At 72.8% G+C, this 19,988-nt stretch carries 19 protein-coding genes; 12 read left to right on the forward strand and 7 right to left on the reverse strand.

Annotation, left to right across the window (positions count from 1 at the left end; genetic code table 11):
* Nucleotides 1–93 precede the first annotated feature (93 nt).
* Both ABZT12_RS04120 and ABZT12_RS04125 read left to right on the forward strand, forming a co-directional pair.
* Nucleotides 94–1,299: a hypothetical protein gene (locus tag ABZT12_RS04120; protein WP_356376916.1), complete on the forward strand. Its 1,206-nt coding sequence runs from the start codon at nt 94–96 to the stop codon at nt 1,297–1,299.
* Between the two features lie 101 nt (nt 1,300–1,400).
* On the forward strand, nt 1,401–1,562 hold the full coding sequence (locus tag ABZT12_RS04125; protein ID WP_356376919.1) for a hypothetical protein: 162 nt from the start codon (nt 1,401–1,403) through the stop codon (nt 1,560–1,562).
* 81 nt (nt 1,563–1,643) lie between these two features.
* Here ABZT12_RS04125 and ABZT12_RS04130 read toward each other — a convergent pair whose 3' ends face one another.
* Genes ABZT12_RS04130 through ABZT12_RS04140 form a run of 3 tightly spaced genes read right to left on the reverse strand, consistent with a single transcriptional unit; the run spans nt 1,644 to nt 4,575 of the window.
* A complete protein-coding gene (locus ABZT12_RS04130) occupies nt 1,644–2,588 on the reverse strand; it encodes a 3-oxoacyl-ACP reductase (RefSeq protein WP_356376921.1) in 945 nt (314 codons plus the stop codon).
* 23 nt (nt 2,589–2,611) lie between these two features.
* On the reverse strand, nt 2,612–3,688 hold the full coding sequence (locus ABZT12_RS04135; RefSeq protein ID WP_356376924.1) for a Zn-dependent alcohol dehydrogenase: 1,077 nt from the start codon (nt 3,686–3,688) through the stop codon (nt 2,612–2,614).
* 29 nt (nt 3,689–3,717) lie between these two features.
* Nucleotides 3,718–4,575: a MaoC/PaaZ C-terminal domain-containing protein gene (locus ABZT12_RS04140; RefSeq protein WP_356376927.1), complete on the reverse strand. Its 858-nt coding sequence runs from the start codon at nt 4,573–4,575 to the stop codon at nt 3,718–3,720.
* Nucleotides 4,576–4,830: 255 nt separating this feature from the next.
* Here ABZT12_RS04140 and ABZT12_RS04145 point away from each other — a divergent pair, with 255 nt between their 5' ends.
* From ABZT12_RS04145 to ABZT12_RS04155, 3 genes are read left to right on the forward strand one after another with little or no spacing between them, the layout of a single operon-like run.
* Nucleotides 4,831–5,742, forward strand: coding sequence for an ABC transporter ATP-binding protein (locus ABZT12_RS04145; protein WP_356376930.1), 912 nt, complete (start codon nt 4,831–4,833; stop codon nt 5,740–5,742).
* Nucleotides 5,742–6,458 carry an ABC transporter permease gene (locus ABZT12_RS04150; protein WP_356376933.1) on the forward strand — a complete coding sequence of 239 codons (717 nt, stop codon included), beginning with the start codon at nt 5,742–5,744 and terminating at the stop codon, nt 6,456–6,458. The genes ABZT12_RS04145 and ABZT12_RS04150 overlap by 1 nt, the downstream gene beginning before the upstream one ends.
* 17 nt (nt 6,459–6,475) lie before the next feature.
* Nucleotides 6,476–7,753, forward strand: a complete 1,278-nt coding sequence (locus ABZT12_RS04155; RefSeq protein ID WP_356376936.1) for a sensor histidine kinase — start codon at nt 6,476–6,478, stop codon at nt 7,751–7,753.
* On the opposite strand, the gene ABZT12_RS04160 is transcribed toward ABZT12_RS04155, so the two are convergent.
* Nucleotides 7,731–9,302: an alpha-L-arabinofuranosidase B gene (locus ABZT12_RS04160; RefSeq protein WP_356376939.1), complete on the reverse strand. Its 1,572-nt coding sequence runs from the start codon at nt 9,300–9,302 to the stop codon at nt 7,731–7,733. The genes ABZT12_RS04155 and ABZT12_RS04160 overlap by 23 nt on opposite strands.
* Nucleotides 9,303–9,632: 330 nt before the next feature.
* Between ABZT12_RS04160 and ABZT12_RS04165 the strand changes: the two genes are divergently transcribed.
* Entirely contained in the window at nt 9,633–10,265 is a 633-nt protein-coding gene (locus ABZT12_RS04165; protein WP_356378073.1) for a response regulator transcription factor, read from the forward strand.
* 167 nt (nt 10,266–10,432) lie between these two features.
* On the opposite strand, the gene ABZT12_RS04170 is transcribed toward ABZT12_RS04165, so the two are convergent.
* Complete coding sequence (locus ABZT12_RS04170; RefSeq protein ID WP_356376942.1) at nt 10,433–11,386, reverse strand: NADP-dependent oxidoreductase; 954 nt, start codon at nt 11,384–11,386, stop codon at nt 10,433–10,435.
* Between the two features lie 104 nt (nt 11,387–11,490).
* Here ABZT12_RS04170 and ABZT12_RS04175 point away from each other — a divergent pair, with 104 nt between their 5' ends.
* Entirely contained in the window at nt 11,491–12,090 is a 600-nt protein-coding gene (locus ABZT12_RS04175) for a TetR/AcrR family transcriptional regulator (RefSeq protein ID WP_356376945.1), read from the forward strand.
* Here ABZT12_RS04175 and ABZT12_RS04180 read toward each other — a convergent pair.
* Entirely contained in the window at nt 12,087–13,286 is a 1,200-nt protein-coding gene (locus ABZT12_RS04180; protein ID WP_356376948.1) for a lipid-transfer protein, read from the reverse strand. The two genes, ABZT12_RS04175 and ABZT12_RS04180, sit on opposite strands and share 4 nt — an antisense overlap.
* Nucleotides 13,287–13,480: 194 nt before the next feature.
* On the opposite strand from ABZT12_RS04180, the gene ABZT12_RS04185 reads away from it, so the two are divergent.
* The 5 genes from ABZT12_RS04185 to ABZT12_RS04205 all read left to right on the forward strand — a co-directional run bounded on the left by ABZT12_RS04185 (nt 13,481) and on the right by ABZT12_RS04205 (nt 18,974).
* On the forward strand, nt 13,481–15,220 hold the full coding sequence (locus ABZT12_RS04185; protein WP_356376951.1) for an MFS transporter: 1,740 nt from the start codon (nt 13,481–13,483) through the stop codon (nt 15,218–15,220).
* Between the two features lie 113 nt (nt 15,221–15,333).
* Nucleotides 15,334–15,984: a class I SAM-dependent methyltransferase gene (locus tag ABZT12_RS04190; protein ID WP_356376954.1), complete on the forward strand. Its 651-nt coding sequence runs from the start codon at nt 15,334–15,336 to the stop codon at nt 15,982–15,984.
* Between the two features lie 32 nt (nt 15,985–16,016).
* A complete protein-coding gene (locus ABZT12_RS04195; RefSeq protein ID WP_356376957.1) occupies nt 16,017–16,934 on the forward strand; it encodes an N-acetylmuramoyl-L-alanine amidase in 918 nt (305 codons plus the stop codon).
* Between the two features lie 164 nt (nt 16,935–17,098).
* Complete coding sequence (locus tag ABZT12_RS04200) at nt 17,099–17,860, forward strand: hypothetical protein (RefSeq protein ID WP_356376960.1); 762 nt, start codon at nt 17,099–17,101, stop codon at nt 17,858–17,860.
* Between the two features lie 109 nt (nt 17,861–17,969).
* Entirely contained in the window at nt 17,970–18,974 is a 1,005-nt protein-coding gene (locus ABZT12_RS04205) for an LLM class F420-dependent oxidoreductase (protein ID WP_356376963.1), read from the forward strand.
* Nucleotides 18,975–18,989: 15 nt separating this feature from the next.
* On the opposite strand, the gene ABZT12_RS04210 is transcribed toward ABZT12_RS04205, so the two are convergent.
* On the reverse strand, nt 18,990–19,583 hold the full coding sequence (locus ABZT12_RS04210) for a hypothetical protein (protein ID WP_356376966.1): 594 nt from the start codon (nt 19,581–19,583) through the stop codon (nt 18,990–18,992).
* Between the last annotated feature and the right edge of the window lie 405 nt (nt 19,584–19,988).

A 19,988-nucleotide genomic window follows, 5' to 3' on the forward strand; every position in this document is an offset into this window, starting at 1 on the left:
GTTCCTTGGCCACCCTTATGTGTGAACCGGGTGCTCGTCGGACCCCCGCCCGTACGTGCGAAAACTAGTTTCGTCGCCGGAGGTGATCGACCGATGACGGCCTGTGCGATCGAAGCCGCGGCGGAGGACGGGGACGAGGACGAGCGGACCGGATGCGTGATCACGGCGGCCGGCACGTACGGCGCCCGTCTCGCGACGGCCGGCGGCTGTCTCTTCCCGGAGCGCTGGACGCTCGACGGCCCCGAGCCCTACGCCGTGCCGCTGCCCGGCAACCAGCCGGAGGAGCCCGGCACCGAGGTCCAGCCGATGGCCGACGGCCGGGTGCTCATCCGGCGGCTGGTCGACGGACGGCACTCCTTCTCCTTCCTGTACCCGACCGGGCCCGGCACGGGTGAGCTGCCGCTCGGCGCGGTCGAGTACCCGGACGCCGCCACCCGGCTGCGGCTGCTGCCGCCGGCGCCGGGCGGCGACACGGCGTACGCCCTCGCCGTGGGCCCGCGTTCCTCGGTGGTGTGGCTCGTCGCGGGCGGCGCCTTCGGGCCGGAGCGGGCGGCGGTGATCCCGGGGCGCTGTGCGGGCGGGGTCTGGCTGGACCGGCGGGGCCGGATGCTGGCCCTGGACCGGGAGACCGGCGGCCGGACCAAGACGGTCGTGGTGGACCTGGAGCGGGGCGGTGAGGTGTCGCCGCTGCTCCAGATCGCGGCCGACAGCGACGACCGGCTGCTGCTCGCCGATCCGGACAGCGGGCTGCTGCTGATCCGCTCGGACGCGCCGTCGCCGGGGCGGGACCGGCTGGGCTGGGGGGTGCTGGGGAGCACGCTGCCGGTGCGGTTCCCGGAGTCGTTGCGGCTGCCCGACCGCGCGGTGACGCCGTTCGCGGTCCAGCCGGGGCAGGTGCTGACGCCGGAGAGCTGCGCGGTGGCCCTGCGGATCGAGGGCCCGGCCGGCGGCTGGGTCGGGATGTGGCGGCCCGCGCTGCGCCGGGTGCTCCATCTCCCGGCTCCGCAGGGGTGGTTGGCCGGCGCGGGGTGGTGGACGGAGGACGGGGTGCTGCGGCTGCCGTACGCCACGGCGGAGACTCCGTGCGGGGTGGCGCGGCTGACGGTGCCCACGGGGACGGGGGGCTCCGGCGCGGGGGGTCCGGTGCGTGACGGGACGGCTGCCGCCTCCGGGGAGGGTGCGCCGCGGCCGTCGGAACCGGACCCGGCGGTGCCGGTCGTGGCGCGTCCGGTACCGCTGCGGGAGGCGCCGCTCGACGGCCGGACGGCCGTCGGACAAGGAAGTGACGCGGCTTCGTAACGAACCCGTCCCGGTCGGCACACCGCCGCGCTTCACCCCGTTCGGCGCCGGATAAGATCGCCGGGCTTTTGAAGGATCATGTCGACGGGGTGAAGTATCCGATGAACAACACGAGCAGCACGCAGACCATGTCTGCCGAGGCGCCGGAGACCTCCGGTCATGGCAGGCACCGGGGTCCTGTCTCGGTCCAGGAACGGGAGTCGGCCGCGCACGGCCGGCACCGCAAGCAGTCGTCCGAGCAGTCCGAACACGCGGCAGCCTGACGTCGTTTCAGGCGGCTCACCGCAGGTGGCCCCGCTCGTCTCCGGACGGGCGGGGCCGTTCCGTTGTCCGGCCCGTGTTGCCTACGGCCGCTCCCGTTTCAGTCCGAGCACCTCGGCCGCCGCGAACGTTTCGCCGTCCGGGCGCTGTTGGAAGTACGGAGTGAGTACGGCGTCCAGCTCGTCGTGGCTGAAGGTGTCCTGCTTGCTGTCGAAACGGGCCTGCACACGCGGGCGTTCGAGGACCGCGACCATGCCGCCGTGCACGACGAGCACCTGGCCGTTGACGCGTCCGGCGGCGGGCGCGGCCAAGTAGCCGACGAGCGGGGCGACATGCTCGGGGGCGAGCGGGTCCAGGCCGTCGTCCCCCGCTCCGAGGCCGGCGAAGACGTCCTCGGTCATCCGGGTGCGGGCACGGGGGCAGATGGCGTTCGCGGTCACGCCGTACTTGGCGAGGGCGAGGGCGGTCGAGGTGGTCAGGCCGACGATTCCGCCCTTCGCCGCCGCGTAGTTGGGCTGTCCGGCGGAACCGGCGACGAACGCCTCGGAGGAGGTGTTCACGATCCGGCCGTGGACCGGGGCGCCCGCCGCCTTGGAGCGCTCGCGCCAGTGCGCGGCGGCGAAACGGGTCGTGTTGAAGTGGCCCTTGAGGTGGACCCGGATCACCGAGTCCCACTCGTGCTCGGACATGGAGAAGACCATGCGGTCGCGCAGGATGCCCGCGTTGTTGACGAGGATGTCCAGCTTGCCGTACTCCGCGATCGCCAACTCGATGAGTGCATGGGCCTGTTGGAAGTCGGCGACATCTCCGGTGTGGGCGGTGGCCCGGCCGCCCGAGGCGCGGATCTCGGCGACGACCTCTTCGGCGGGGCCCGCGGAGGCCGCCCCCGAGCCGTCCCTGCCCGGTTGTCCGTAGTCGTTGACGACGACGGCGGCGCCGAGCCGGGCGAGTTCGAGCGCCTCGGCGCGGCCGAGTCCGCGGCCGGCGCCGGTGACGATCGCGCAGAGCCCGTCGAGTGGCAGTGACATCGAGGTCCTTTCGAGGAGGGGGGTCAGAGCTCGACGCAGGTGCGCAGGGCCGCGCCGGTGCGCATCTGGTCGAGGGCCTCGTTGATGTCGGCCAGCGGCACCCGGTGGGTGATGAGGCTCTCCAGGTCGATACGGCCGGCCCGCCACAGGGCGATCGTCCGCTCGTAGGAGCGCAGGACGTCCCCGCCGCCGTACATCGAGGGCAGGATGCGCTTCTCGTCGAAGAACAGCTCGAACATGTTGAGCTGGAGGAAGTCGTCGAGGGCGCCGGCGCCGACGATGACGAGGGTGCCGCCGCGGCGGGTGTGGTCGTAGGCGGTGCGGGCGGTGGCGGAGCGGCCGACGACCTCGAAGACGTAGTCGAAGCCCTCGCCGCCGGTGACCCGCTCCCTGGCGTCGGGCAGCTCGTCCGGCGAAACCGCCGTGGTGGCGCCGAAGTCGAGCGCGGCCTCACGGCGGGAGGCGACCGGGTCGACGGCGACGATCTCGGCGGCGCCCCTGAGCCGGGCGCCCTGGATCGCGGAGATGCCGACGCCGCCGCAGCCGATCACGGCGACCGACGAACCGGCCGCCACGTCCGCGGTGTTGAGGGCGGCGCCGAGGCCGGTGGTGACCCCGCAGCCGATGAGGGCCGCGATGTCGTAGGGCACGTCGTCGGGGATCGGTACGGCGCAGCCCGCGTCGACGACGACCTCCTCGGCGAAGGTGCCGGTGCCGGCGAAGCCGAAGACGTCACCGCCGGGACGGCGGAAGTTGGGCGTGCCGGCGTTCACGAACCCGGCCAGGCAGAGTTCGGTCTGACCGCGTCCGCAGGCCGGGCAGGCGCCGCAGGCCGGCAGCCAGCAGACGACGACCCGGTCGCCGGGCTTCACGTGCTTGACGCCGTCGCCGACTTCGACGATCTCGCCGGCGCCCTCGTGACCGGGCACGAACGGCGCGGGCTGCGGCAGGACGCCGGCCATCGCGGACAGGTCCGAGTGACAGAGCCCGGTGGCGCGGACCCGGATCCTGACCCGGCCGGGCCCGAACCCCACCGCCTCGACGTCGTCGAGGACTTCCAGTTTGTCCTGGCCGATCTCGTGCAGTACGGCTGCGCGCATGCTGCGGCTCCCCTCGACTCTGGGCTGGCTCAGGAGTGTTCGACGATCGTGTCGGCGAGGACGGGCGCGTCGTCCCGTTCGGCCACGCCCACGGCGACGCGTACGGCGCCGTCGCCGCGCCACATCCGTACCCGCAGGGTCTCGCCGGGGAAGACGACCCCGGCGAAGCGCGTGGCGTAGGAGCGCACCCGGCTCACGTCGCCGTCGAGCAGGGTGTCGACGACCGCCTTGAGTGTCATGCCGTAGGTGCACAGCCCGTGCAGGATGGGCCGCTCGAAGCCGGCGAGCTCGGCGAACCCGGGGTCCGCGTGCAGCGGGTTCCAGTCTCCGGAGAGGCGGTAGAGGAGGGCCTGGTCCTCGCGGATGTGCCGTTCCACCGTCTTGTCGGGGTCGCCGGCCGGGGGTTCGAGGCGGGTGGAGGGGCCGCGGTCGCCGCCCCAGCCGCCCTCGCCGCGTACGTAGATCTGTGCGTCGCTGGTCCACAACGGGCCCTCGGCATCGGCGACTTCGGTGCGCATGACCAGGACGGCCGCCTTGCCCTTGTCGTGGACGGCGGCGATCCGGCCCGTGGCGGTGGCGGTGCCGCTGACCGGGATCGGGCGGTGGATCTCCAGCGACTGGCCGCCGTGCAGGACCCTGGCGAGGTCGACGTCGACGCCGGGCATGGAGAGACCGCTGATCACGCCGGGTGAGCCGTTGCCCGCGACGGTGGCGAAGCTGGGCAGTACGTGCAGCCGGGACTCCAGGGTGTAGCGCAGCTCGTCGGGGTCGGTCGCCGGGGTTCCGGCGCCGAGGCCGAGGTGGTAGAGCTGGACGTCCTTGGTGTTCCAGGAGATCTCGCCGGTCCGGGGTTCGGCTGCGAGAGCCAGGGCTGCGTCGATGGGCATGGGGCTCCTGATCGCCGGTGGTCGAAGACCTCGGTGCGGCCGTCCGCACCGTCGGCCGCACCGAGGTCGTCACGGGCCGACCTAGAACGCGTTCCAGTCCGGCGCCCTTCTGTATAGCCGAGCGCCCTGTACTTGTGAAGGCTCCTGACGCCGTGTCAGGTCGGGGTTCGCGGCGGCACCCGTGACATTTGTCCCGCCCGACTCCGTACATGCGCATCTGCCGGACGGGGGGCGCGGATCCGTACCGTCCAAGGCATGACGCGGACAGATGGGACAGAACACGCGGTCGCCTTCGCGGGGGCGGTCAAGACCTTCGGCGAGGTGCGCGCCGTGGACGGGGTGGACCTGGGGATCGCCCGCGGCGAGACCGTCGCGCTGCTCGGCCGCAACGGCGCGGGCAAGTCGACGGCGATCTCCCTGCTGCTCGGGCTGAACGCGCCCGACGCGGGCACGGTGGAGGTGTTCGGCGCGGCCCCCGGGCAGGCGGTGCGCGCGGGCCTGGTCGGCGCCATGCTCCAGGAGGCGCGGGCGGTGCCCCGGGTCACCGTGCGGGAGCTGGTCGCCTTCGTGGCCGGCCGCTATCCCGCGCCGATGCCCGTCGCGCGCGCCCTGGAGCTGGCCGGCATCGGCGAACTGGCCGGGCGACGGGTGGACCGGCTCTCCGGCGGCCAGACGCAGCGGGTACGGTTCGCGGTCGCGCTGGCCGGCGACCCCGCGCTGCTCGTCCTGGACGAGCCGACCGCCGCGCTCGACGTGGAGGCGCGGCACGCCTTCTGGGACTCGATGCGCGCCTACGCCCGGCGCGGACACACCGTGCTGTTCTCCACGCACTACCTCGACGAGGCGGACGCGCACGCCGACCGGATCGTCGTCATCGACCGCGGCCGGATCGTCGCCGACGGCACCGGCGAGCAGCTCAAGCGGGCGGCCGGCGGCAGCCTCGTCTCGGTCGACCTGGCGGGCCGCCCCACCGAGGGCCTCGCCCGACTGCCCGGCGTCCGCTCGCTGGAGGTGCGCGGCGACCGCGCGCTGCTGCGCACCGACGACTCGGACGCGACCGTGATCGCCCTGGCCGCACTGGGCGCGATCCGCGGCCTGACGGTCACCCCGGCCTCGCTCGACGACGCCTTCCTCGCCCTGACCACCCCTGAGACGGAGACGGTGTGATGCTCGACTACCTGCGGCTCGAAGTACGCCGGACGCTGCGCGACGCCGGCTTCGTGATCGGCGGGATCGCCATGCCGGTGATGATGTACCTGCTCTTCACCAACCTCGGTGGCGACGACGGCGGTTACCGGGCGCAGGCCATGGTCGGCATGGCCGCCTACGGCGCGGTCGGCTCGGCGCTGAACACCGGCGGCGGGGTCGCCGAGGACCGGGCGATCGGCTGGCTGAGGCAGCTGCGGGTGACCCCGATGACCCCGCGCCAGGTGGTCCTCGGCCGGGCGCTGACCGGTTCGGTGACCGTGCTGCCGTCGATCGTCGCGGTGCTCGCGGCGGGCGGTGTGGTCAACGGCGTACGGCTGGACGCCTGGCAGTGGGGCGGGCTCGCGCTGCTGCTGTGGCTGGGCTCGGTCCCCTTCACGCTGCTCGGGCTCGGCAACGGCTACGGCCTGACCGGGCAGACCACCGGCGTGGCGAACATGGCCTGCAATCTGGGGCTCGCGGTGGTCGGCGGCCTCTGGTTCCCGGTCAGCCTCTTTCCCGGCTGGCTGCGCGCGCTGTCCGCGTACACCCCGACCAACCGCTTCGCCCAGCTCGGCACGTCGGTCGTCGACGGGCACGCGCCGGCGCCGGGCGCGGTGGTCGTTCTGACGGTGTGGCTGCTCGCGTTCGGTTCGTACGCTGTGCTGGCGTACCGCCGGACCGGGCGGACCGTGTGAACGGGGGGATGCGGGACATGTCCTGGATGCGGGGGATCAGCTGCCGGATACGGGCCGGGCGGGCGGCGCGGATCCGGTGGAGGGCCGACATGGAGCGGTACAAGGCCGCCCGGAAGGAGGCGCGCCGGACCGGCGGCAAGGAGCCGGAGGACCCCGGGCCGCCGCCGACCGGCTTCTCCCTGCTGCCGTGGCTGCTGATGGGGATGGGGTCCTTCTCCAACCTCCTCCAGGGCAAGGGCGCCAACCCCTGGCTCGGCGGCCTCGGCCTGTTCGCCTTCAACTCCCTTTACATCTATGTGGTGTTCCGCGCCTTCGTGAAGGAGGCCCGCGAGGCGCGCCCGACCCGCGTCGCGCTGGTCCTGATGGGCCTGATCACCTGCGGCCTGGCCCTCGGCTACGGCGGCAGCTGGCTGTACTTCTTCCCGCTGCTGGGCCTCGCCACGGGTGCCGTGCTGCGCGGACGGTGGCTCGGCAGGACCGGTCTGGCGCTGACCGTGCTGGCGGCGGCGGTCTCCACGTACCGGGCGGGCTGGGACGCGATCAACGTCGCCTACGGCACGTTCCTGTCGACGATGGTGACCGCGGCGATCCTCTCCCTCTCCGAGGCCGTACGCGAACTGCGGGACGCCCGGGAGGAGTTGGCCCGGCGCGCGGTGGAGAAGGAGCGGATGCGCTTCTCCCGGGACCTGCACGACCTGCTCGGCCACACCCTCTCGGTGATCGTGGTGAAGTCCGAGGCGGCCCGCCGGCTCGCGCCCCGTGACCTGGACGCGGCACTGGCCCAGGTCACCGACATCGAGGCGGTGGGCCGGCAGGCGCTGACCGAGATCCGCGAGGCGGTGACCGGCTACCGCGAGGGCAGTCTCGCCACGGAGCTGGACCGGGCCCGCTCCGCCCTGTCGGCGGCGCGCGTCGAACCCGTGGTCCGCCTCTCCGGTGCCCCGCTGACCCCGCAGAGCGAGGCCCTGCTGGGCTGGGTGGTGCGGGAGGCGGTGACCAACGTCGTCCGGCACAGCGACGCGGACCGCTGCGAGATCACGGTCGACGGCGTGCTGGACCGGATCCGGCTGACCGTCACGGACAACGGCACCGGTACCGGTACGCCGCGGACCGGCCCCGCCGACGGGGTCGGCGGAACCGGCCTCAAGGGCCTGACGGAACGCCTGGCGACGGCGGGCGGCTCCCTGCGGACCGGCCCGTCGCCGCGCGGCGGCTTCTCCGTCACCGCCGAACTCCCGGTGGAGTCGGCGGACTTGGCCCCTTCCGCTGTCTCTACGGGGCCCAGGGAGCCGTGACCACCCAGCTGACGTCGTCCGTCCACGAGGTGGCGCTGTCCCAGGTGTTGGAGCCGCCGTCGCTCGCTATGTAGACGTTGAGGTTGTAGTGCCGGAGGAACTTCGCCGGGTAGTTGTACGACGCGAACGAGGTGCCCGTCCCGCTCTTGCCCGTCGTCGGACAGAACGTGGCGTCGGCTCTGAACTGGGTTGTGCCGACCATGGGTTGGCGCAGCAGCTGGTAGTTGTAGTGGCGCAGGAAGTCGCCCGGATAGTTCCGTGACTCGAAGGAGACGCAGGAGGAACTGGCCAGGCCCCGGCGGACGATCCAGGTGGCGTCGCTCTTGTCCAGGGCCGAACTGCTCGACGTGATCGGCGAGACGACCGCCGCGTTGTTCTGGTGGCGGACGTAGTCGGTCGTGCAGCAGGCGGTGGTGGCGCGCAGCGAGATCTCCGAGCCCGGGGTCAGCGTGCCGGTGGAGCCGGTCGAGGCGCCGTAGCCGACGGAGACGATGTTGGCCTGCACCGAGTTGTCTGCCGCGTCCGTGGGGATGCCCGAGGTCATGACGCCCTCGAAGAAGGAACCGATGGAGCCGTTGCTGTTGTCGCCGCCGGTGCCGAGGACGATCGCGCCCTCCTGGTGCATCGGGGAGTACCCACTGGTGGTGGGTTCACCACCGGAATAGGTGGTGGTGAGACTGCCCGATTGGGCGTTGCCGTATTTCAGCGCGAAATGGTCCTGACCGTTGTTTTTCAGCAAAGCGGTGACGAATGGCGTGGCCCCGGTGCCGGTGTTCGCCGTGTTCTTGCTGTACCCGGAGTCGGACTGGAAGAGACCGTTCTCCAGGTCGGCCTGGACCCACGGCCCCTGGCCGTAACACGGGGAGAACCAGCACTCGGTGCCGAAGTTGATGGCGTCCATGTGCCCGTTGCCGGTGTCCAGGTTGTTGGTCTCGGCGTTGCCGTAGTCGAAGCAGCAGCTGCCGTTCACGTGGGTGCCGGAGGTCACCATGTACATCCCCTCGGCGCCCCCGTTGGTGGCGACGCCCGAGGTGCTGTTGTCGCGGTAACCCATGCCGGCCGAGATCTCCAGGCCGTACACCTGGTGGCCGCCCACCGTCACCGGCAGCGCGTCCGCCGGGGCACCGACGTCGGCCGCGCCGGCGCCGCCCGCGCCCTCGACCGTGAGGTCGTTGTGGCGGGCGGACTGGTCGTAGATCTTGGTGATGAGGCACGTGGTGCCGGAACAGAAGGAGTCCTGGGCCGCCGCGTTGGCGTACCCGCCGGCCGCGAGCACCCCGATATTGGCGGTGGCGCTGTCGGAGGCCCGCCGCACCTGGTAGAGCGAGCCGCCGTAGGACGAGTAGAGCGCCCGGACGAGACTGTGCGCGGCCACGCAGGGGGTGCCGGCGGTGGCGTAGATGTCGCACGGGAGGGAGGTCGCGGCCGAGGCCTGCGGGACGCCGACGGCGAGGGCGAGGACGGTCACGAACGCCGAGAGCACGGCCAGAAGCACGTTTCTCGCCCGGCCGAACCGGCGTGGCCGGGAGCGCGGAGGCTTGGGGATCACGGGGCACCTCTTCCGAACCTGGGGGGCAGTGCGGGTGGGTTGCGCTGTGGGGCTGTGCAGGTGTGGAGCCGTGCTGTGGGGGTGCGGTGGTGCGGGGTGGAGCACGGCACCTGGTCGATATACCGGACGCTGTTCGATCGATATCCCGAACCCATTCGCGATCGAAATGCCGAACGTTTACGGAACCGGCCCGGCGGACATTTCCTCGGGGCCGACGGAATACCGAGGGCGATTGTTTGCCCGCAGCCGGAGGGCGTCAAGACTCGCGGAGTCGAAGAATGCGGAGTTTTTGGCGAACGCCCCCGGCCTTACCCTGGGCCCGTGGATGAGATGCCCCGGGACCACCGGCCCGCCAAGTCCGTCAGAGTCCTGCTCGCCGAGGACCAGGGCATGATGCGCGGCGCGCTCGCCCTCCTCCTCGGCATGGAGGAGGACCTGGAGGTCGTGGCCCAGGTGGCGACCGGCGACGCCATCGTGGACGCGGCGCTGCTGCACCGCCCGGACGTGGCCCTCCTCGACATCGAACTGCCCGGCATGAGCGGCCTGGACGCGGCGGCCGAACTGCGTGAACAGGCCCCGGACTGCCGGGTGTTGATCCTCACCACCTTCGGCAGGCCGGGCTATCTGCGCCGCGCGATGGAGGCCGGCGCGGCCGGCTTCCTGGTGAAGGACGGCCCCGTGGAGGACCTGGCCGCGTCCATCCGCCGGGTCCTCACCGGCGAGACGGTGATCGACCCGGCGCTAGCCGCCGCCGCGTTGAGCGCCGGCCCGAATCCCCTCACGGCCCGTGAGCGCGATGTGCTCAAGGCCTCGGCCGACGGCGCGACGGTCTCCGACATCGCCGCCAGGCTCCACCTCTCGGAGTCCACCGTCCGCAACTACCTCTCCTCCGCCATCGGCAAGACGGCCACCCGCAACCGCATGGAGGCGATGCGGGAGGCCCGCCACCAGGGCTGGCTGTGAGCCGACCGGCCCACCGGCTTCCCTGACCGGGGCAGGGCGGCCGGTTTCCCCCCAACTGGGCAGCGTGCGTGGGCCGTTCCGCGCCTGATGCCGGATCGCGGGCTCGTTGACGGGTGACGGGGAGGCGCCCGACTCGCCGGAGGTGCCGGTCCAGGTCGCCGGTCGCGTCAGGCGCCGGGTGTCAGCGTCGCGAGGTCGAGGACGGTCTTTCCGCGGTGCGGGCCCGTTGCCGCGGCCGTGTGGGCCTCGGCCGCGCGGTCGGCGGGGAACACCGCCTGGACCGGTACCCGGAACCGTCCCCGCACCGCCAGTTCCGCGGCGCGTTCCAGTCCGTGGCACCCGTCCGGCTGGCCGCCGTAGCGGCCGAGCGAGAGGCGTACCCCGCGGCCGGGACCGGTGAAGTCCGCGAGCGTGACGACGGACTCCGGGCGGCCGGTGAGGGCGACGAGTTCGTCCAGCGAGCCCGCCCCGGCCACGTCGAGGGCGCGGTCGATCCGGGGGATGCCGAGGGAGCGGACCCGTTCGGCCAGGCCGGGCCCGTAGGCGACCGGGGTCGCGCCGAGGGAGGCGAGGAAGTCGTGGCTGCCGGGTCGGCCGGTCCCGAGCACACGGGCCCCTCGCGCCACCGCCAGCTGCACAGCGATGCTTCCGACGCCGCCCGACGCCCCGTCGATGAGGAGTGTCGTGTCCCGCTCCTCGGCGAGGCCGAGCAGGTCCAGGGCCCGGGTCGCCGTCTCGACACCCGTCGCCGCGGCGCCCGCCTCGCGCCAGGACCAGCCGGCCGGCTTCGCCGCCCAGAACGCGAGAACCGCGAACTGCGCGCTCGCCCCGCCCAGCCGGGCGAGGTCGACCGCGCCGAACACCTCGTCGCCGACCGCGTGGCCCGTGACCCCCGCACCGACCTCGTCGATCACACCGGCCGCGTCCACCCCGGGGATGTGCGGCAGAACGAGGCTGTCACCCGTGGGCGAGTCGCCGGCCCGCAGCGCGAGATCGACCGGGGCCACCCCCGCCGTGCGCACCGAGATCCGTACCTCGCCCGGGCCCGCGTGCGGCTCGGGCACGGATCCGACGCCGAGTACCTCCGGGAGACCGAACCGCTCGAACCGTACCGCGCGCATGATCCACCTCTCCTGCCCGGACCGTCCGGGCGTCGGCACACGGTAGACATGGAGGTGGAGCAGCTGATCCGGATCAGGTCGAAGTGAGAGGCACGGCGAGCACAGTGACTCGGAAAACCCGCACCGACGCGGAGGACAACCGTCGGCGCATCCTCGCGGTCGCCCGCGCCGCCTTCGCCGCCGAAGGGCTCGACCTGCCGATGCGGGAGATCGCCCGCCGCGCCGGCCTGGGCATCGCCACCGTCCACCGGCACTTCCCCGCACGCGCCGACCTGGTCACCGCGGCGCTCGCCGAGCACGTCGCGGCCTGCCGCGCGGACATGCGGGCCGCCCTCGAAGATCCCGACCCATGGCGCGCCCTCAGCGGCATCGTCCGCCGCTTCGCGGAGCACCGGTTGCGGGACCGCGGCCTGAACGAGGCGCTGTTCGGCTCCCATCCGGCGGCCGCCGCCTTCGCTGCCGACCGCCACGAGCAGGCGCGGGCGCTGGGGCAGCTCGTCGACCGGGCCCGCGCCACCGGCGTCGTCCGCCCCGACATCGGCGTGAACGACGTACGCGTCTGCCTGGCGGCCATCGCCTCCTTCCGCCTCACCCGTCCCGCCACCGGTCTCCACCGCCTCGTCGACCTCCTCCTGACCGGTCTGACGGCGGAGCACGGACTCCCCGCGGACAGCGCCCCCGCCCTCTCCCCTCCCGGCCGCTAACCCGCCCCCTGGACCGACCGCAGCAGGGTCACCACCGCCGCCCCGCCGAGGCCGATGTTGTGGGCGAGTCCCACATCGGCGCCGGGCACCTGGCGCGCTCCCGCCTCGCCCCTCAACTGCCATACCAGTTCGGCGACTTGGGCGATCCCGGTGGCGCCGAGGGGATGGCCCTTGGAGATCAGGCCGCCGGAGGGGTTCACCACCCAGCGTCCGCCGTAGGTCGTCGCCCCGGACTCGACGAGGTTGCCCGACTCGCCCGGCGCGCACATGCCGAGCGCCTCGTACGTGAGCAACTCGTTGACGGAGAAGCAGTCGTGGAGCTCCACGACGTCGATGTCGTCGATGCCGAGTCCGGACCGTTCGTAGACCTGGCGGGCGGCCTCCCGCGACATGGCGCGGCCGACGACGTCGAGGCACGAGCCGGACGCGAAGGACTCCTCGGTGTCGGTGGTCATCGCCTGCGCGACGATCTCGACGAGGCCGGTCGGCCCCCGGCGCTCGGCGAACCGTTCCGACACCACCACGGCCGCCGCCGCGCCGTCGGAGGTCGGCGAGCACTGGAGTCTGGTGAGCGGCCGGTGGACGACGCGGGCGGCGAGGATGTCGTCGACGTCGTACACGGTTCGGAACTGGGCGTTGGGGTTGTGCGCGGAGTGCCGGTGGTTCTTGGCGGCCACGGCGGCGAGCTGCGCCTCGGTCGTGCCGTACCTCCGCATGTGCTCGCGGGCCGCGTCGCCGAAGATCTGCGCGGTGGGCGGGGTCGCCTCGAAGCCGTGCCGGGCGGCCATCACGCCGTAGTGGCGGGCGACGGGTGAGGTCGCGAAGGAGTCGCCGTCCGAGCCGCCGCCGAGCGCGCCGCGCTTCATCTTCTCGAAGCCCAGCGCGAGGACGCAGTCGGCCGCTCCGCCCTCGACGAGCTGGCGGGCCAGCATCAGCGCGGTCGAGCCGGTCGCGCAGTTGTTGTTGACGTTGTAGACGGGGACGCCGGTGAGTCCGAGTTCGTAGGCGGCGCGCTGGCCGGCGGTCGAGGGCTGGAAGCAGTAGCCGACCGGGACCTGTTCCACCTCGGCGTAGGTGATCCCGGCATCCGCGAGGGCGGCACCACCGGCCTCCCGCACCATGTCCCAGTACTGCCACTCCCGGCTCTCGGGTTTCTCGAATCTCGTCATCCCGACGCCGGCGACATAGGCCTTCATGGCGGGCGAGATTAGAACACGTTGCACTCAATGACCAGGGATCTGACGGGAGACCAGATGTTCATGGGCGGGTCAAGATTTCGTTAGTGCGCCGAAGCATCGGAATAGTTGCCCATGCATACGAGGTTTACCCTGCACTTATCCCGCACGGATCAACCGGCTCCACCCACTCCCCTGCCCGGAGGCCTTACTTCATGACGCGCACGTCGACCGACCAGCCCGCACGGAGGCCGTCCGGCGCCGTCGTGCCGGTGCTCGCCTTCGCGGGCATCGTTGTCGCGGTGATGCAGACCCTGCTCGTCCCGGTCATCAAGGACCTGCCGCAGCTGCTGAGCACCGAGCCCAGCAACGCGACCTGGGTCCTGACCTCCACCCTTCTCTCCGGCGCCGTCGCCACCCCGATCATGGGCCGCCTCGGCGACCTCTACGGCAAGCGGCGGATGCTGATCACCAGCCTCGCCGTGATGGTGGCCGGCGCCCTGGTCAGCGCCCTCACCAGCGATCTGCTCACGATGATCGCGGGCCGTACGCTCCAGGGCTTCGCGATGGGCGCGATACCCCTCGGCATCGGTCTGATGCGGGACATGCTGCCCCGCGAGAAGCTCGGCTCCGCGATGGCCCTGATGAGTTCCTCGATCGGCGTCGGCGGCGGCCTCGCGCTGCCCCTCGCGGCCCTGATCGCCCAACACGCCGACTGGCACGCCCTGTTCTACGGCGCCGCCGGCCTCGGTGTCCTCGCCATCGCCCTCACCCTTCTCGTCGTACCGGAGTCCCCGATGCGGGCGGAGGGCACCTTCGACGTGCTGGGCGCGATCGGCCTCACCGCCGGCCTCGTCCTCTTCCTCCTGCCGATCACCAAGGGCAGCGACTGGGGCTGGACCTCCGCGACCACGCTCGGCCTGTTCGCCGCGGCGGCCGTCGTCCTCGTCCTGTGGGGCGTCATGGAGCTGCGGCTGAAGGCCCCGCTGGTCGACCTGCGCACCACGGCCCGCCCGGCGGTCCTCTTCACCAACCTCGCCTCGATCATGGTCGGCGTCTCCTTCTACGTCGTCTCCCTCGTCCTGCCGCAGCTGCTCCAGCTCCCCCGGGCCACCGGCTACGGCCTCGGCCAGTCGATGGTCTCCGCGGGCCTGCTGGTGGCGCCGCTCGGCCTGACGATGATGTTCACCGCGCCGGTCTACGCCCGGCTGTCGGCGAAGTACGGCCCCAAGGTGACCCTGATCATCGGCATGGTGATCATCGGCATCGGCTACGGCGCCGGGCTCGGACTGATGAGCGCCCCCTGGCAGAGCCTGGTCATCGCGGTGATCCTGGGCGCCGGTATCGGCCTCGCCTACTCCTCGCTGCCCGCGCTGATCGTCGGCGCGGTCCCGGCCTCGGAGACCGGCGCCGCCAACGGCCTCAACACCCTGATGCGGTCCATCGGTACGTCGGTGTCGAGCGCCGTGATCGGCATGGTCCTCGCCAACACCGCGGACCACGTCGGCGGCGTCGCGCTCCCGACGATGCACGGCTTCCGCATCTCCTTCCTCCTCGCCACCGGTGCGGTCGCCGTGGGCCTGCTCATGGCGCTCTTCCTCCCCGGGCGTCGCCCGGCGACCGGCCCGCAGCTGATCGCCAGCAGCGAAGAGGACGCCGCGCTGGAGCGCGCGGCCGAGATCCTCGGCGGCTTCCGCGGGCGGGTGCTGGACGCCCGGGGCGTGCCGGTCGCCCGCGCCAACGTCACGCTGATCGACCCGCGCGGACGCCAGGCGGGGGCCACCCTGTCCTCGGCGGACGGCAGTTACGTGCTCGCGGTACCGGCGCGGGGTGCGTACGTGCTCGCCGCGCGGGCCACCGGGCACGGGCCGCTCGCCTCGTCGGCGACGCACGCGGGGGACGAGACCCCGGTCGACGTGGACCTGTCACTGCCCGGCGAGACCGTCGACGCGTAGCCCTCCACGGGGCGATCCCGCGTACCGCCCGCCTCCCTACCCCCTGTCGATCCGTCGGCCGGGGGTACGGCAGCATGGGGCGCCCACCCGTTCGTACGACCGAAAGGCCCCCCATGGCTGCGGCCCCCGCCCCCGAGACCCTGGCCGCGTTCGAGGCCGCGAAGGGGTTCATGCCGGCCGGTGAGGGGCTCGCGCTGTACGGGGCCGCCGTGGAGGCCGGACGGCTCGGGCTCCCGCTGCTCGAAGTCGGCACGTACTGCGGGCGCTCGACGCTGCTGCTCGCCGACGCGGCCCGCCGGGCCGGGGTCACCGCCCTCACCGTCGACCACCACCGCGGCAGCGAGGAGCAGCAGCCGGGGTGGGAGTACCACGACCCGGAGACGGTCGATCCGGAGCTGGGGCTGATGGACACGCTGCCCGCCTTCCGCAGGACCCTGCACCGGGCGGGCCTGGAGGAGCACGTGGTGGCCCTCGTCGGACGGTCGCCGCAGGTCGCCCGGGTCTGGGGCAGCCCGCTCGGACTCGTCTTCATCGACGGGGGCCACACCGACGAGCACGCGAACGCCGACTACGAGGGCTGGGCGCCGCATGTCGCCGACGGCGGACTGCTCGTCATCCACGACGTGTTCCCGCACCCCGAGGACGAGTTCACCGGCCAGGCCCCCTACCGCGTCTACCTGCGGGCGCTGGCGTCCGGCGCGTTCACCGAGGTGTCGGCGACGGAGTCGCTGCGCGTGCTGCGGCGGACCGGCGCCGGTCTCTGAGGCCCCGGAAGGCGCCCGCTAGGCTGGCCTCCGTGTCGTACGCAGGTCCGGACTTCGATCCCCGCCCGCCCCGCCGTCTCCGCCGGGGGCCGCTGACCGTGGCGCTGGCCGCGCTGGTGCCGGGGGCGCTGCTCGGGTGGCTGGTCTACGAGACGGTGGGCGGCCCCGAGCACGGGGGCGGCGGCCGGGCCGGGGGCGCGGCCTCGGCGTCGAGCGGGCGGTCCACCTCCGCCGCCGACGACGGGAAGGCGCCGAGCGCCTCCTCCAACGCCCGCCCCCTGAAGGGCAGGGTCGTCGTCATCGACCCGGGGCACAACCCGGACAACTTCCGGCACACGGCCGAGATCAACCGCAAGGTGGACATCGGGACGAACCGCAAGGAGTGCGACACGACGGGGACGGCCACCAACTCCGGTTACGCGGAAGCCGAGTTCACGCTCGACGTGTCGCACCGGCTGAAGGCGCTGCTCCAGAAGGAGGGCGCCACGGTGAAGTTGACCCACGACAGCGGCTCCCCGACGTGGGGCCCCTGCGTCGACCGGCGGGCGCAGATCGGCAACGCCGCGCACGCGGACGCCGCGATCTCCATCCACGCGGACGGAGCGTCCGTGGGCGACCGGGGCTTCCATGTGATCCTGCCGGGCTCCGTGCACGCGGGCGGCGCGGACACCCGCGCGATCGTGGCCCCCTCGCGCGCCCTCGGTGAGCGCGTCGCGGACGGCTACCTCCGCGCCACCGGCGAGCCGCGGTCCAACTACCTCGGCGGCGGCACCGGTCTCGTCACGCGTAAGGACCTGGGCGGTCTCAATCTGTCAACGGTTCCCAAGGTGTTCATCGAGTGCGGCAACATGCGCGATAGCAAGGACGCGGCACTGCTGACCAGCGGCGCCTGGCGGCAGAAGGCGGCGCAGGGGATCTCTGAGGGAATCGTGAGTTTCCTGCGTGGGTAGGGCTTTGCGGACGGATCCGGGCGGACATCCCAATCGTCCGGACGATAGTGTCGTCCGTACCGTGAGGTGCCTCCCCCGCGCTGCACAGCGACGCCTCCACCGACTCCGAGACGACCTGCGAAGGACCTGAAGTGAATATCCGCTCGCTCACTCGAGGCGACGGCGTGGTGATCGGAGCAGCGGTGTTGCTGTTCATCGCGTCGTTCCTCAAGCTCTACTCCGTTTCCGGGTTCAACGTGGACCAGACCGCGTGGACCGACCTCGGCAATGGTCTCGGCACTTACATGGGCGGGGTCATCGGTGCCGCTCTGATCGTCGTCAACCGCCTGCTGCCGCAGCCGCGCAAGGTCCTCGGGCTGGACCTCGGGACGGTCGGGGTCGCGTTCACCGTCCTCGTCGCCTGGACCCAGTTCTGGTCGCTGGTCGACGTCCCGGACGGTGCCGACGCCGCCGCCGGTCTGATCCTCGGCTTCATCGCGGCCCTCGTGCTGGCCGCCGCCGCCGTCGCCTCGCCGCTCGTCCCGGCGCTCCAGGGCGCTCTCCTGCCGGCGCCCAAGCCGGTCGCCCCCGCGCCCTACGGGGCCCAGCCGCCCGGTGGTTACGGCTACCCGGGCGCCGGCGCGGGTGCCGGTGCTCCGCAGCCGTCGTACGGTACGCCGCCCCCGCCGCAGCAGCAGGGGCAGCCGTTCGGACAGCCGCAGCCGCAGCAGGCGGCGGCGCCGGCCGGGGAGTTCTCGCCGTTCTGGTTCGCGGTGCCGGTGCCCCGGCCGCTCTTCGGGGAGGACGGTTCGCCGCCCCCGATCGCCGAACTCGCCCCGGGTACCTGGTACCTGGCTGTCGAGCAGCGCGGCGGCGCCCTGGTCGCGCAGACGCAGGACGGCCGGCGCGGCGTGCTCCAGGACACCTCGGGGATCCAGCGCGGCTGACCCCCGGACGCGACTCGCCCACGGCCTCTCGCCCTTCCGGGCGGGGGGCCGTTGTCGTACAGTCCGGCAAGTACTGACGTACCGTCAGTTCCCTTACTGGGGAGGGCGCATGCGGCTCGGTCTCGCACTCGGGTACTGGGGCCGCGGCCCCGCCGCGGACCACGTGCCGCTGGCGCTGGAGGCGGAGCGGCTCGGGTACGACTCCGTGTGGACCGCCGAGTCGTGGGGGTCCGACGCCTTCACCCCGCTGACCTGGATCGCGGCGCGGACGTCAACGATCAAGCTGGGTACGGCCGTCGCGCAGATGGCGGCCCGCTCCCCCACCACCACGGCGATGCACGCGCTCACGCTCGACCATCTCTCCGGCGGCCGTGTGCTGCTGGGGCTCGGGCTCTCCGGACCGCAGGTCGTGGAGGGCTGGTACGGGCGGCCGTTCCCCAAGTCGCCGCTGACCGCGACCCGGGAGTACGTGGACGTGGTGCGGCAGGTGCTGCGGCGGGAGGCGCCGGTCGAGTTGGACGGGCGGTTCCACTCCCATCCCTACCGGGGTGCGGACGGGACGGGGCTGGGCAGGGCGCTGAAGCCGATCACGCATCCGCTGCGGGCCGGGCTGCCCGTGCTGCTGGGCGCGGAGGGGCCGAAGAACGTGGCGCAGACGGCCGAGATCGCGGACGGCTGGCTGCCGTTGTACTGGTCGCCGAGCCGGCCGGAGGTGTACGGGACGACCACCTTCCGCGAGGGTTTCGTCGTCGCGCCCATGGCGCGGGTGAAGGTCTGCGACGACGTCGCCGAAGGCCTGCTCCCGGTGAAGGCGATGCTCGGCTTCTACATCGGCGGGATGGGGCACGCGGCCCGCAACTTCCACGCCGACCTGATGGCGCGCATGGGGTACGAGGAAGAGGCCCGGCGGATACAGGAGTTGTTCCTCGCGGGACGCCGGGAGGAGGCCGTGCTCGCCGTGCCGGACGCGTTCGCCGACGAGATCTCGCTCGTCGGACCGCGTGAACGGATCGCGGAGCGGCTGGAGTTGTGGCGCGAGGGCCCGGTGACGGATCTCCTGGCCCTCGCGCCCGACCCGCACACGCTGCGCGTGCTGGCGGAGCTCAACTCATAGGCTTACGGGGTTGGTTCACCCTCCGCTGAGCTGGCCGGCGGACGGCACCTTGTTTTTCACCTCGGCGCCGGCGCTCTTGCCGGCCTCCTTGACCTTGTTGATGACGTCGTCGAAGGAACCGGCCGTCTTGTCCGTCGAGTCGCCCTTGCGCAGCTTGGACGGCAGGCTCTTGAGGGAGTTGATGCCCGCGGTGAGCGGGGCGAGCGCCTTGGAGAGCGTGGGGTCGGCCTTGGCGTTCTTGGTGGCGGCCTTGAGCCGGTTGTACGCGAACGCGCCGGCGAGGGCCGCCTTGACGAGCGCGAACTTGCGCCCGTGGGCGCCCTTCTTGAACTTGCCCGCCTTCCAGGGCTTCACGATCCACTCGTAGGTGGCGCCGGCCGCGAGACCCGCGTTCGCGACGAAGCGGGTCTTGGCGAACTTCTGCTTCTCGACAGAGGTGCTGGGACTGGGGGTGGCCGCGGCGGCGACGGCCGCTTCGGTCGCCGCCGCGGACGTCACGGTGTCCTGTCTGGCGCCGTTACGGGTCGCGCCGCCGCAGGCGGTGGCGCCGGCGACGAGGGCGCAGCAGAGGGTGAGCGCCACGAAGAGGCGCCGTATCGGTACGGGCACGGGGGTCCTCCGGGGTGTGCTCCCGAGCGGTTTCTCTCTCCTCGGGAGCGTGACCCGGACCGGGCTCCCGCGCCACCGGAGAGGCCCCGTGCGGGTGCCCGGTCCGGGAAGAGCCGTCTGGTTGCGGGTACGGCCTGGCCGCCGTGGTCTACCTCCGTCGGCCACGCCGTCGCCAACCGGATGCACCGCTACTGGAAGAACCGGCGGCACCGGTTGGACCGGTGCCGGACCACCGCTGGGGCGACCGGCCGGGCGACCGGCCCTAGCCGCAGCAGTCCGGGTCCAGTCCCCTCGGCAGGTACTCGCCGCCGAAGACCGCGCAGGTCGCGTCGTGGGGGGGGGGGGGGGGGCGGGGCGGGGGGCCCCCCCACCCCCACGCCGAGGTGGGTGGAGGGGGGGGCGAGC

The sequence above is a fragment of the Streptomyces sp. NPDC005423 genome (assembly GCF_040606415.1).
Classification (GTDB): domain Bacteria; phylum Actinomycetota; class Actinomycetes; order Streptomycetales; family Streptomycetaceae; genus Streptomyces.

Excerpts from the sequence above, each read along its gene's own strand:
- ABZT12_RS04120 (WP_356376916.1), top strand. The coding sequence starts at position 94 with ATGACGGCCTGTGCGATCGAAGCCGCGGCGGAGGACGGGGACGAGGAC.
- ABZT12_RS04125 (WP_356376919.1), top strand. The coding sequence starts at position 1,401 with ATGAACAACACGAGCAGCACGCAGACCATGTCTGCCGAGGCGCCGGAG.
- ABZT12_RS04130 (WP_356376921.1), bottom strand. The coding sequence starts at position 2,588 with ATGTCACTGCCACTCGACGGGCTCTGCGCGATCGTCACCGGCGCCGGC.
- ABZT12_RS04135 (WP_356376924.1), bottom strand. The coding sequence starts at position 3,688 with ATGCGCGCAGCCGTACTGCACGAGATCGGCCAGGACAAACTGGAAGTC.
- ABZT12_RS04140 (WP_356376927.1), bottom strand. The coding sequence starts at position 4,575 with ATGCCCATCGACGCAGCCCTGGCTCTCGCAGCCGAACCCCGGACCGGC.
- ABZT12_RS04145 (WP_356376930.1), top strand. The coding sequence starts at position 4,831 with ATGACGCGGACAGATGGGACAGAACACGCGGTCGCCTTCGCGGGGGCG.
- ABZT12_RS04150 (WP_356376933.1), top strand. The coding sequence starts at position 5,742 with ATGCTCGACTACCTGCGGCTCGAAGTACGCCGGACGCTGCGCGACGCC.
- ABZT12_RS04155 (WP_356376936.1), top strand. The coding sequence starts at position 6,476 with ATGTCCTGGATGCGGGGGATCAGCTGCCGGATACGGGCCGGGCGGGCG.
- ABZT12_RS04165 (WP_356378073.1), top strand. The coding sequence starts at position 9,633 with ATGCCCCGGGACCACCGGCCCGCCAAGTCCGTCAGAGTCCTGCTCGCC.
- ABZT12_RS04170 (WP_356376942.1), bottom strand. The coding sequence starts at position 11,386 with ATGCGCGCGGTACGGTTCGAGCGGTTCGGTCTCCCGGAGGTACTCGGC.
- ABZT12_RS04180 (WP_356376948.1), bottom strand. The coding sequence starts at position 13,286 with ATGAAGGCCTATGTCGCCGGCGTCGGGATGACGAGATTCGAGAAACCC.
- ABZT12_RS04185 (WP_356376951.1), top strand. The coding sequence starts at position 13,481 with ATGACGCGCACGTCGACCGACCAGCCCGCACGGAGGCCGTCCGGCGCC.
- ABZT12_RS04190 (WP_356376954.1), top strand. The coding sequence starts at position 15,334 with ATGGCTGCGGCCCCCGCCCCCGAGACCCTGGCCGCGTTCGAGGCCGCG.
- ABZT12_RS04205 (WP_356376963.1), top strand. The coding sequence starts at position 17,970 with ATGCGGCTCGGTCTCGCACTCGGGTACTGGGGCCGCGGCCCCGCCGCG.